This window comes from Bacteroides sp. AF39-16AC (genome assembly GCF_003602735.1).
GTDB classification, from domain to species: domain Bacteria; phylum Bacteroidota; class Bacteroidia; order Bacteroidales; family Bacteroidaceae; genus Bacteroides; species Bacteroides uniformis.
In genome coordinates, this window is record NZ_QTLN01000043.1 from 1 (window position 1) to 13,057 (window position 13,057).

A 13,057-nucleotide genomic window follows, 5' to 3' on the forward strand; every position below is an offset into this window, starting at 1 on the left:
CCACCATCATCTCGAAAGTCTTTTTCTCGATAGATACTATTTCCATATTCATGCAATTATCGGTTTGCCCGCAAAGGTAACGATACACTCCCGGACACGTGCCGTTTTCCACTGAAAGGCTGCCTGTTGCGCCGTTTGACCGGGTTACGGAGCCATCTTCCGTAAAAATCTTACGTGAGTCACGTAGTGAGTTGTTAAAGCCCCTTTTGTTTATTGCCGAATTTTGCCGCAGATACAAAAAGAAAGGACTGAATATGAAAGTGATAACAATGGAAAGTTCCGTCTTCCGGTCATTGACGGAACAGATAGCGGAGATTGCGGCACACGTCCGTGCCGTCTCCGGTGACAAGAGAGCGGCATCGCCCGACAGGTTGCTCACCACACGCGAGGCGGCGCACCTGCTTAACGTGAGTACCCGCACCCTCCAGCGTATGCGCAGCGAGCAACGCATCGGCTATGTCGTGCTTCGCGGCAAATGCCGCTACCGGCAGTCGGAAATCGACCGCCTGCTTGATGAGAGTACCGTCAACGAGGACGCGGCGACACCGCAGGAACTGAAACGCAACCACACGTTGCGCACGGGCGGCAACCCCAAAGGAAGGAGGACATAGGTCATGGAACTGCTCACACGAAACAACTTCGAAGGCTGGATGCAGAAGTTGATGGAACGGCTCGACCGTCAGGACGAACTGCTGCTGGCGATGAAGGCTGAGGGGAAACAGCCTACTATCACGGAAAGCATCCGCCTTTTCGACAATCAGGACTTGTGCATGCTGCTTCAGATAAGCAAGCGCACCCTGCAACGCTACCGCAGTGTCGGCGCATTGCCCTACAAGACACTGGGCAAGAAAACCTATTACAGCGAGGAGGACGTGCTGACATTCCTTTCCAACCATATCAAGGACTTCAAAAAGGAAGATATAGCCTTCTACAAGGCTCGTATCCATAATTTCTTTCATAAATAACCCATTAAAACATTTTTCAGATGGCAAAGAAAAAAGACGAAAAGGACGTGCTGGTGGTCCGTGACGAGAAGACGGGCGAGATCAGCGTGGTTGCCGGGCTGAACGCGGACGGCACACCCAAGCGCACCCCCGCGAAAGCGGAAAACGCGCAGAGTTTCCTGCAATTCGACCGACACGGCGACGTGCTGGACAACTTCTTCAAGAACTTCTTCCGGCAGTGCAAGGAACCCAGCCGCTTCGGTTTTTACCGCATCGCGGCAGACCAAGCCGAAAATCTCTTGGAGGTGATGAAGCAACTGCTGAAAGACCCCGAAGCGAACAAGGAGCTGCTTGCCCCTCACAAGGTGGACACCTCCGACTACGAGAAAAAGGTGCAGGAAGAACTGGCAACCGAAAAACAAGAACCTCAAAAACAGGAAAACATGGAGCAACAAAAAGAACAACAGGAAGATCCCGAACAGACGCAGGGCAAACGGGGCTACCAGCCCATCGACGAGAGCAAAATCAACTGGCAGGAGCTGGAGGACAGATGGGGCGTGAAGCGTGACGACCTTGAAAAGTCCGGCGACCTTACGAAGATGCTCCACTACGGCAAGTCCGACTTGGTGAAGGTCAAGCCCACCTTCGGCGGCGAAGCATTCGAGCTGGACGCCCGCCTTTCCTTCAAGAAGGACGGCGAGGGAAACATCAGCCTCGTGCCGCACTTCATCCGCAAGGAGCAGAAACTGGATGAATACAAGGAACACAAATTCTCCGACGACGACCGGAAGAACCTGCGCGAGACGGGCAACCTCGGCAGGGTCGTGGACATCGTGGAGAAGGAAACGGGCGAGATTATCCCCTCCTACATCAGCATCGACCGCAAGACGAATGAGATCACGGACATTCCGGCGAGCAAGGTACGCATCCCGGAGCGCATCGGCAAGACGGAAATCACCAAGCAGGAGCAGGATATGCTCCGCGCCGGACTGCCCGTGCGCGACAAGCTCATCGAGCGCAACGACGGCAGGAAGTTCGTCACCACTCTGCAAGTGAACGTGGAGCAGCGCGGCGTGGAGTTCGTGCCGGGAACCGGAAGGTCGCCCCGTACCGTACAGACGCAGGAAACCAAAGGCGACACGTCGAAAAGTCAGGCGCAAGGCGGGGAAAATGCCACACAGACCAAGAAGGAGCAACGCCGCAACACGTGGACGAACGAGGACGGCAGCATCCGCCCCATCAGCAAATGGAGCGACGTGAACTTCACCGAACAGCAGAAAGCCGACTATGTGGCGGGCAAAGCCGTGAAACTGGAGAACGTGACCGACAAGCAGGGCTTCCATGCCACGATGTATATCAAGTTCAACCCGGAGAAGGGTCGCCCGTACCGCTACGAAACAAATCCCGACATCGGGCAGCAGGTCGCCCCGTCCAACGAGAGCCGCACGCAGGTGGCGGTGAACAACGAGGGCAAGACCAACGAGGCGACAAAGAACCTGAAAGAGCCTTTGCAGAAAGGTCAGACCACTCCGAAGGACGCCCGCCAGCAACAGCAGCAGGACAAGCCGCAGAAGAAAACGGGCAAGGGCATGAAAGTATAGACCGATGTCCGCCACTGAATCCAAAATAAAATCCAAAGTATCAACAAAAAAGAAGAAGACATGAAGACAATCATTGCAGAAAAGCCCTCCGTGGCACGTGAAATCGCCCGCATCGTGGGCGCGACAAAGAGAGAGGAAGGATATTTCGAGGGAGGCGGCTATGCCGTGACATGGGCATTCGGACACCTTGTCCAGCTCGCCATGCCCGATGGCTACGGCGTGCGCGGTTTCGTCCGTGACAACCTCCCGATTATCCCCGACACCTTCACGCTCGTCCCCCGTCAGGTCAGGACGGAGAAAGGCTACAAGCCCGATAGCGGCGTGGTGTCGCAGATAAAAACAATCAAAAGGCTGTTCGGCACCAGCGACCAAATCATCGTGGCAACCGATGCCGGACGCGAGGGTGAACTTATCTTCCGCTACCTCTACCACTACACGGGCAGTACCACTCCTTTCGTGCGCCTGTGGATAAGCTCGCTCACCGACAAGGCTATCCGCGAGGGATTGCGCAACCTCGAAGACGGCGGCAAGTATGACAACCTATACCTCGCCGCCAAAGCGCGAAGCGAATCCGACTGGCTCGTGGGCATCAACGGCACGCAGGCTCTCTCCATCGCCGCCGGACACGGCACATACTCCGTGGGGCGGGTGCAGACACCAACGTTGGCTATGGTATGTGAACGCTACTGGGAGAACCGCCGCTTCACGCCCGAAGCCTTCTGGCAACTCCATATCGCAACGGACGGTTGCGACGGCAAGGTCGTGAAATTCTCATCCTCTGAAAAATGGAAGTCGAAAGAACCGGCAACGGAGCTATATAATAAGGTAAAGGCGGCAGGCTTCGCAACGGTAACGAAAGCCGAGCGCAAGGAGAAAACGGAGGATACCCCGTTGCTGTACGACCTGACCACGCTTCAGAAAGAAGCCAACGCCAAGCACGGCTTCACGGCGGAGCAGACGCTTGAAATCGCGCAGAAGCTCTACGAGAAGAAGCTGATAACCTATCCGAGAACGGGTAGCCGCTACATCCCCGAAGACGTGTTTGCCGAAATTCCCAAACTGCTCGCTTTCATCGGCACACAGCACGAATGGAAAGACAAGGTGCGGGCAAAAGCCATCCCGACACGCCGCAGCGTAGACGGCGGCAAGGTGACAGACCACCATGCCCTACTCGTCACGGGTGAGAAACCGCTCTTCCTCTCCAAAGAGGACAATACCATCTATCAGATGATTGCCGGGCGCATGGTCGAGGCATTCTCTGAAAAATGCGTCAAGGACGTGACCGCTGTCATGGCGGAATGTGCCGGAGTGGAGTTTACCGTGAAAGGCAGCGTCATCAGGCAAGCCGGATGGCGTGCTGTCTATGGCGAGGAAAACAAGGAGGAAACCACCATTCCCGGCTGGCAGGAAGGCGACACGCTGACACTGAAAGCCTCTTCCATCACAGAAGGGAAGACCAAGCCCAAGCCGCTACATACCGAAGCCACCCTGCTGTCCGCAATGGAAACGGCGGGCAAGGAAATCGAGGATGACGCACTGCGGCAGGCGATGAAGGACTGCGGCATCGGTACTCCCGCCACACGCGCCTCCATCATCGAAACGCTCTTCAAGCGCGGTTACATGGAACGCTGCAAGAAATTGCTTGTCCCCACCGAAAAGGGGCTTGCACTCAATTCCGTGGTGAAGACGATGCGCATCGCCGATGTCGCCATGACAGGCGAATGGGAGAAGGAACTGGCACGCATCGAGCGTGGGGAGCTGTCCGCCGATACCTTCCGCAAAAAGATAGAGGCGTACACGCGGGAGATTACCTCCGAACTGCTCTCATGCGACAAACTCTTCGGCAGCCGCGATTCCGGTTGCGCGTGTCCCAAGTGCGGCACGGGCAGGATGCGGTTCTACGGCAAGGTGGTACGCTGCGACAACACGGAGTGCGGACTGCCCGTGTTCCGGCTGAAAGCGGGACGCACCCTGTCCGACGATGAAATCAAAGACCTGCTCACCGAAGGGCATACCCAGCTGCTCAAAGGCTTCAAGAGCAAACAGGGCAAGAGCTTCGATGCCGTCGTCGCCTTTGACGGGGAATATAACACGACGTTCGTGTTCCCGGAGGCTAAAAAGGGCAAGAAATTTTCAGGACGGAAGAAATAGTATTAACTTTGCCACTTGTTCAGAGTAATGAATTGTTCTTCGATACCGGATTACACTCATACTTTGGATTTAGTGGCGGCACTCGGAGGGATACCGAGTGCCTTTTTCTTCCTTTTTTCCAACCGATTATCCCGTTAAATATCAATCCACTAAACTCCAAAGTAATGAACAACAAGAAGAACAACGAAGGGCAGTCCGACTTTTCCTATTACGGTCTGTACCTGATGGACTACCTCCGCACGAACAAGTTTGAACAGGCTACCGACACCGCTTTCATACGGGAACGCGCCGATCGTGCCGCCGAAACGTATGAAAAGGCGCGGATTGAAGGCTATCCCACCGACGGTGCGCAGGAACTGGCGATGGAAACACTGCTGCGCGGGTTGCACTATTCCCGGTACGCCATGCTCCACGAAGTCGTGGAGAACGAGTTTGCCAACGAAGTGCCGGAAGAGAAACAAGAAGCCTTTATCCATAAACTCCTGCCGCTTGTCGGCAACGTGTTCTCCGTCTATGACCTTTCGGACGACAACTTCGCCCTGTCTTCCGATTACGACCTGCTCTATACGGAGCTGACGGGGGCAACCGTCCTTTACATCGGGGAATATGGCGTTTAACCGCAAACAGAAACTACGGGACAACATCGAGGCGATACGGACGGCATTCATCCTTGACAGGGAACAGAGAGCGGCGACAACCGAAGAGCGTGCCATACTTCAAAGGTACTGCGGTTTCGGCGGTCTGAAATGTATCCTCAACCCTGCAAAGGAACTGACGGATGCCGTCCGGTGGGCGAAATCCGACCTCGAACTGTTCGCCCCGACGGTGGAGTTGCACAGGCTCATCCGTGAGAACAGCAAGGACGAAACGGAATACAAGCGGTTTGTGGATTCGCTGAAAGCATCCGTGCTGACCGCTTTCTACACCCCAAAAGAGATAACTGACACCCTCGCGGACATGCTGGCGGATTACAGCGTCCGCCCCGCCCGTATGCTCGAACCGTCGGCAGGTGTAGGCGTGTTCGTGGATTCCGTGCTGCGGCACAGCCCCGATGCGGATGTGATGGCTTTCGAGAAGGATCTGCTCACGGGGACAATCCTGCGGCATCTATATCCAGACCATAAAATGCGCACCTGCGGTTTTGAGAAAATTGAAAAGCCTTTCAACAATTATTTCGACTTGGCGGTATCTAACATCCCGTTCGGTGACATCGCCGTGTTCGACGCGGAGTTTCAGCGTAGCGATTCCTTCGGCAGACGCTCCGCCCAGAACGCCATACACAACTATTTTTTCCTCAAAGGGCTTGATACCGTGCGTGACGGCGGTATCGTGGCGTTTATCACCTCGCAGGGGGTATTGAACAGCACCAAGACCTCCGTGCGTAACGAACTTTTCCGGCAGGCTAATCTGGTATCCGCGGTACGCCTGCCCAACAACCTGTTCACGGACAACGCGGGCACGGAGGTGGGCAGCGACCTGATTGTCCTGCAAAAGCACCTGAACAAGAAGGAAATGTCGCAGGACGAACGGCTGATGACCGTGATACAGACGGATACGAAAACCGACCTGACGGACAACGCCTATTTCATCCACCACCCGGAACGCATCGTGCATACGACGGCGAAACTTGACACCGACCCCTACGGGAAACCCGCTATGGTCTATCTGCACGAGGGCAAGACCGCAGGCATATCCGGGGACTTGCGCCGTATGCTTGACGAGGATTTCCATTACAGGCTCGCCATGCGTCTGTATTCGGGAACAATCCGGCAGTCGGGAACGGAAGAAAAAGTTACCGGTTTTGCGGTATGAAACGTTTGGGAGAGCGGGCTGTGTTCCTATCAACCGACACCGAAAGTTGATGCGTGGCAGTATGCTCGAATAACCACTTCACCCCAAATGTTTTATGACCGCATGTTATGCACAGGCATTTTTTTTATTATCTTTGCACAAATTTAATAATTAATACTTATGTATTCTGTTTCATTTGCATTCTACTTCAGACCTTGGGCTACTATCGACTGGTGTATGTGGGGTTTTAGCGTTGATTTTTGCAGGGTGGATAATCCCACATACACTTGTGTTAGCCGTTCGGTTTTTCTTAATTCAAAATTAAACTTCAACTTCAACTTCAAAATATCAAATTTATGAAAGTACCAAATTTAAAAGGTCTCGGAAAAAATCAGCAACAAACTATCAAATTTTTGAAAGAGGGTTGTGTTTTGGTTCACGTACAATATTACAGCGACCACACTCAAATTTTTTCTATCGAAGACAAATTTGACGTATTCAAAGAGATTTCTTTAATAGAGTTCAATTCTCTTGTCGAAAGGAATATCATCTATTCTTTTTCGAGTATAGAAAGAACAGTAAATGTAACTAATACGGTTTACAAGTTAAACCCAGCCGTTTTTGTAAACTGACGGCTAACTAAGTGATAGACAGTCCATCCATTAATATTATCGAATGGTGTGTTGTTATCTTTTATAGCAATACAGTCATAGGTTATTTATCTATGTTATAAAGATTTGTATCAAAACTTTATTTCTGTGGATTGAATACTGTCTTATCACTTCCTTGTGATTTGAACCCAAGTATTCATTTTCAAGAAATAAGTAATGATAAAAAATAAACTGCCCGTTAGATTCACGGGGCAACATTTTACTATTGATAAAGTGCTGATTGCTGATGCAATTAAAATTGCTAAAATAAATGAAACCGATACTGTTCTCGACATTGGGGCAGGAAAAGGCTTTATAACTGTTCATTTAGTTCGTCAATGTAAAAACCTGATTGCAATAGAAAATGATAAATCTCTATTGTGCATTTTAAAAAATAAGTTTGCCAACAATTACAATGTCAAGATTATTGATTGTGATTTTAGGGGTTACACTATACCAAAAAGAAATTTTAAAGTTGTGTCTAACATACCTTTCAGAATAACTTCTGATATTTTAAAATCCTTGATGTTTGATTGTGTTGAGCATTTTATGGGTGGTTCGTTGATAATGCAACTTGAACCTGCCGAAAAGTTATTTTCAGAAAAAGTATTCAACCCATATATTGTATTTTATCATACTTTTTTTGATTTAAAACTTATGTATGAAATATCTCAAGAAAGTTTTTTGCCACCACCAAAAGTCAAGTCAGCACTTTTAAGGATTGAAAGAAGAAAAATGCATATAGGTTATGAATTGAAAGGAAAATATCTGAAATTTATCACTTGCTTGTTACATAAACCCGATTTGCCAGTCAGAACAGTCTTGAAGACACTATTCAGAAAAAATCAAGTCAGAGGAATTAGTGAAAAGTACGGAATAAATCTTAATTGTCAAATTGTAAGTCTGTCTGCAAATCAGTGGAAATGTTGTTTTATGGAAATGTTGGATAAAGTTCCAGAAAAGTATCATCCCACATAATTGTTTGTTGACCCGGGGCGGTTGCATGCTTGTGCATAACGTTCAAAAGGAGGTAGAGCGTCCTGCTATAAAATTGGAAACGGTATCTTCGGCGCAGACGGTGGAAACTCCGACAGAAAAACCGCAACCCGTTGAGGAAAAACCGGAGATAGAGCCACGTCCGAAATATTCTGACGGTGTGCAGCTATCCTTGCTCGACCTCTGGGGGATGACGGAAGAAGTCAGTCAACAACCGAAAACCGCCAAAAAGAAAAAGGCGGCGAAAAAGGAAAGCCCGACAAGGCGCATTCCGTCCAAGCCGCAGACCACACAGAATGTTACGGAAAACAAGGAGGCGAAAACGGACAATGCCGCCAAGCCTGCCGACCCTGACGACATCTATGCCACGTTGGACTGGGATACCAATCCTCCCATCAACGGCTTCTATGAAATGATGATGGGTTTGACGCCGGAACGCAGGAAGGAACTTCGGGAGCTGGCAAGACAGCATAACGAGAAACAAGTGGCGGCGGAAAAGACGGAAGTGAAAGCTGTGCCGGAAACTTCCCGAGAGCAACCACGACAGGAGGAAACACAGCCGAAAGTTGCCGCCACGCCTGCTGCTACCGATGCTCAAGTGGAAGCGGTGGCGACTTCACTTTTCCCCGACATCGAAGCGGAAAAGCCGAAGGAGGAAGTCGTGGACCTTTCTCCGCGTGCCTACCACCGCACGCCGGAGATGCACCTGCGCGAAGGCTCGCTGGTGGCTGACAGGGCGCGCCGCAACATCGGCTATCTGAAGGACATCACGCCTTACGGGGCCACATTCCAGCCGCTCGACCTGAAAGGCTACCAGAAGGAGAAGGCGTTACAGTATGTTTTACTCCGTGACGCCTACGAGCGGCTGTACCGCTATGAATCGAACCTACACGAAGCAAATGTCCAGTGGCGTGAGCATCTGAACACCTGTTACGATGAGTTCGTCATGCGTTACGGCAACCTCAACGCCAAGCAGAACGTGAAGCTGGTGATGATGGACGCGGGAGGGCGTGACATCCTTTCGCTGGAACGGGCGGAGAACGGGAAGTTTGTCAAGGCGGACATCTTCGATCGTCCTGTTTCCTTCTCCGTGGAGAGCCATGCCAACGTAGGCTCTCCCGAAGAAGCCTTGTCCGCGTCGCTCAACAAATATGGCACGGTCAATCTCGACTATATGCGGGAGATAACCGACAGCACGGCGGAGGAGTTGCTCACAGCCCTGCAAGAACGTATCTATTACAATCCGCTCGTAACCGGTTACGAGATTAAGGACCGCTTTATTGCCGGAAACGTGATAGAGAAGGCGGAACGCATAGAGGCTTGGATGGGCGAAAACCCCGAAAGTGAACGTATGCCGGAGGTGAAGCAGGCGTTGGAGGCTCTGAAAGAAGCCGAACCGCCGCGCATCGCCTTCGAGGATCTGGACTTCAATTTCGGGGAACGCTGGATTCCGACGGGTGTCTATGCCGCCTACATGAGCCGGCTGTTTGACACAGAGGTGAAAATCGCCTACTCCGCCAGCATGGACGAGTTTTCGGTGGCGTGCGGCTACCGCACCATGAAAATCACGGACGAGTTTCTGGTGAAGGGGTATTACCGGAACTATGACGGTATGCACCTTCTGAAACACGCCCTGCACAACACCTGCCCCGACATGATGAAGTCCATCGGCAAGGACGAGCATGGCAACGACATCAAGGTGCGCGACAGCGAGGGAATACAGCTCGCCAACGCCAAGATTGACGAGATACGAAACGGATTCTCCGAATGGCTCGAAGAGCAGTCGCCACAGTTCAAGGAGCGGCTGACGACGATGTATAACCGCAAGTTCAACTGTTTCGTGCGCCCGAAGTATGACGGCTCGCACCAGACTTTCCCCGACCTCAATCTGAAAGGCTTGGCAAGCCGGGGCATCAGGAGCGTCTATCCCTCGCAGATGGATTGTGTCTGGATGCTGAAACAGAACGGCGGCGGAATTTGTGACCATGAGGTGGGAACCGGCAAGACGCTGATTATGTGTATCGCCGCACATGAAATGAAGCGTCTGAATCTGGCGCACAAGCCGATGATTATCGGGCTGAAAGCCAATGTCGCGGAGATTGCCGCCACCTATCAGGCGGCATATCCCAACGCACGTATTCTGTACGCTTCGGAAAAGGACTTTTCGACCGCCAACCGCGTGCGTTTCTTCAACAATATCAAGAACAACGACTACGATTGTGTCATCATGTCGCACGACCAGTTCGGCAAGATACCGCAGTCGCCGGAGTTGCAGCAGCGCATCCTGCAAGCGGAGCTTGACACGGTGGAGGAAAACCTCGAAGTGCTGCGCCAGCAGGGAAAGAACGTGTCGCGGGCGATGCTGAAAGGATTGGAGAAGCGCAAGCACAACCTTGAAGCGAAGCTGGAGAAGGTGGAACACGCCATAAAGTCACGCACGGACGACGTGGTGGATTTCAAGCAGATGGGCATCGACCACATCTTCATAGATGAGAGCCACCAGTTCAAAAATCTGACTTTCAATACACGACACGACCGTGTGGCGGGGCTGGGAAACAGCGAGGGAAGCCAGAAGGCGTTGAACATGCTCTTTGCCATACGCACCATACAGGAGCGCACGGGCAAAGATTTGGGAGCTACGTTCCTCTCCGGCACGACCATCAGCAACTCGCTGACTGAATTGTATCTGCTGTTCAAGTACCTGCGCCCGAAGGAGCTGGAACGGCAGGATATCCGGTGTTTCGACGCTTGGGCGGCGATATTCGCCAAGAAGACGACGGATTTTGAGTTCAACGTGACGAACAACGTGGTGCAGAAGGAGCGTTTCCGATACTTCATCAAAGTGCCGGAGCTTGCCGCCTTCTATAATGAGATTACGGACTACCGAACGGCGGAGGATGTGGGCGTTGACCGCCCCGCCAAGAACGAGATACTGCACCACATACCGCCCACGCCGGAGCAGGAGGACTTCATTCAGAAGCTGATGCAGTTCGCCAAGACGGGCGATGCCACCCTGTTGGGCAGGCTGCCGCTTTCGGAAACGGAAGAAAAGGCGAAGATGCTTATCGCCACGGACTATGCCCGGAAAATGGCACTCGACATGCGCATGATAGACCCGAATTATGAAGACCATCCCGACAACAAGGCGAGCCACTGTGCCAAGATGATCGCGGAATATTACCAAAAATACGACGCGCAAAAGGGAACGCAGTTCGTTTTCTCGGACTTGGGGACATATCAGCCGGGCGATGGGTGGAACGTCTATTCGGAAATCAAGCGCAAGCTGACGGAGGACTACGGCATACCGCCAAGCGAGGTGCGCTTCATTCAGGAGTGCAAGACCGACAAGGCGCGGAAGGCGGTGATAGACGCCATGAATGCCGGAACGGTGCGTGTGCTGTTCGGCTCCACCTCCATGCTCGGAACGGGTGTGAATGCGCAGAAAAGGTGTGTGGCAATCCATCATTTGGACACACCGTGGCGGCCATCCGACCTGCAACAGCGTGACGGACGCGGAGTTAGGGCAGGAAATGAGATTGCCAAGCATTTCGCCGGGAACAACGTGGATGTAATCATCTACGCGGTGGAGAAGTCACTGGACAGCTACAAGTTCAACCTCCTGCACTGCAAGCAAACTTTCATCTCGCAGCTCAAAAGCGGTGCTATGGGGGCGCGTACCATCGACGAGGGGGCAATGGACGAGAAATCGGGCATGAACTTCTCGGAGTACATGGCGTTGTTATCCGGCAACACCGACCTTTTGGATAAGGCGAAACTGGAGAAGCGGATCGCATCGCTCGAAGGGGAACGCAAGTCGTTCAACAAGGGCAAGCGTGATTCGGAGTTCAAGCTGGAGTCAAAGACCGGCGAGTTGCGCAACAACACGGCTTTCATAGATGCCATGACGGAGGACTGGAACCGCTTCCTGTCGGTGGTGCAGACCGACAAGGAGGGCAACCGCCTTAATATAATTAAGGTGGACGGTGTGGATTCCGCCGATGAGAAGGTTATCGGAAAGCGTTTGCAGGAGATAGCGAAAAACGCCACTACGGGCGGGCTTTACACGCAGGTCGGAGAGCTTTACGGTTTTCCGATAAAGGTGGTGAGCGAAAGGATACTCAAAGAGGGATTGGAGTTTACCGACAACCGTTTCGTGATAGAGGGAAACTACAAGTACACCTACAACAACGGGCATCTGGCGCTGGCTGACCCGTTGGCTGCCGCCCGCAATTTCCTCAACGCGATTGAGAGGATACCCTCAATCATCGACCAGTATAAGGCGAAGAACGAGGTACTGAAAAGGGAGATACCGCAGTTGCAGGAGATAGCTGGCAAGGTGTGGAAGAAGGAGGACGAGTTGAAGCAGTTGAAGTCCGAACTTGCCGCCCTTGACCGCAAGATACAGCTGGAGCTTGCGCCGCCCACGCCCGAAGTCGCCGAAAAGGAGAACGAGGGGCAACAGGTCAAACCGGAAGCGGAAGATGTGCGGAACAGGCAGGTGCAATATCCCGAAAATGCACCGCCGCAGATACGCAGTCCGGCGGATAGTATCGTTGCCAACCATGTCATAATCGGGCGTCCAGGACTGTATGCCAAGGAGGAAACCCGGTCCAAAGGATTGAAAATATAACCTTAGGAATTTTATCTGAAGTATTAATAAGGGCTATCCCAAAAGGTCTAAAAGTAAATTTTATCCTTTCTGCAAGTATCTGTAGGATGGCAACTGCATTTTTTTCTTTTTGGGCAGCCCTTATTAAAATTTATTCTTATTTTAGGTTATATACATTCATGTTCATTTATGTAAAAAATCCTGCTGACCTTGTTTATGTCTTGTCAGTCACCATTTGCAAAACCATATTTGACCCTCAAAGAGGCTGAATTTGATAAGCAACTTGCTACATACTCATAATAAGGAGCTAAATAG

Annotated in this window: 7 protein-coding genes and 2 pseudogenes; all 9 read left to right on the forward strand. The window is 51.8% G+C overall.

Annotated elements, in window-relative coordinates; all coding sequences use genetic code 11:
• The first annotated feature begins 254 nt into the window (after positions 1-254).
• Positions 255-611, forward strand: coding sequence for a helix-turn-helix domain-containing protein (locus tag DW039_RS19865; RefSeq protein WP_025072716.1), 357 nt, complete (start codon positions 255-257; stop codon positions 609-611).
• A 3-nt stretch (positions 612-614) separates the two neighbouring features.
• Positions 615-965: a helix-turn-helix domain-containing protein gene (locus DW039_RS19870; protein WP_004291454.1), complete on the forward strand. Its 351-nt coding sequence runs from the start codon at positions 615-617 to the stop codon at positions 963-965.
• A 20-nt stretch (positions 966-985) separates the two neighbouring features.
• Positions 986-2,545 (forward strand): DUF3945 domain-containing protein, encoded by a 1,560-nt coding sequence (locus DW039_RS19875; RefSeq protein WP_004371700.1) that lies wholly within the window; start codon positions 986-988, stop codon positions 2,543-2,545.
• A 60-nt stretch (positions 2,546-2,605) separates the two neighbouring features.
• Positions 2,606-4,696, forward strand: a complete 2,091-nt coding sequence (locus DW039_RS19880; RefSeq protein WP_004371701.1) for a type IA DNA topoisomerase — start codon at positions 2,606-2,608, stop codon at positions 4,694-4,696.
• A 164-nt stretch (positions 4,697-4,860) separates the two neighbouring features.
• Complete coding sequence (locus DW039_RS19885; RefSeq protein ID WP_004371702.1) at positions 4,861-5,313, forward strand: DUF1896 domain-containing protein; 453 nt, start codon at positions 4,861-4,863, stop codon at positions 5,311-5,313.
• Positions 5,303-6,490 (forward strand): annotated as a pseudogene (locus DW039_RS19890) (N-6 DNA methylase); the annotation flags it as partial. The gene DW039_RS19885 and the pseudogene DW039_RS19890, both read left to right, overlap by 11 nt.
• 353 nt (positions 6,491-6,843) lie before the next feature.
• Positions 6,844-7,119 (forward strand): hypothetical protein, encoded by a 276-nt coding sequence (locus DW039_RS19895; protein WP_036880323.1) that lies wholly within the window; start codon positions 6,844-6,846, stop codon positions 7,117-7,119.
• 195 nt (positions 7,120-7,314) lie between these two features.
• Positions 7,315-8,115, forward strand: a complete 801-nt coding sequence (gene erm / locus DW039_RS19900; RefSeq protein WP_036880322.1) for a 23S ribosomal RNA methyltransferase Erm — start codon at positions 7,315-7,317, stop codon at positions 8,113-8,115.
• 40 nt (positions 8,116-8,155) lie between these two features.
• Positions 8,156-12,763 (forward strand): annotated as a pseudogene (locus DW039_RS19905) (helicase-related protein); the annotation flags it as partial.
• Positions 12,764-13,057 lie beyond the last annotated feature (294 nt).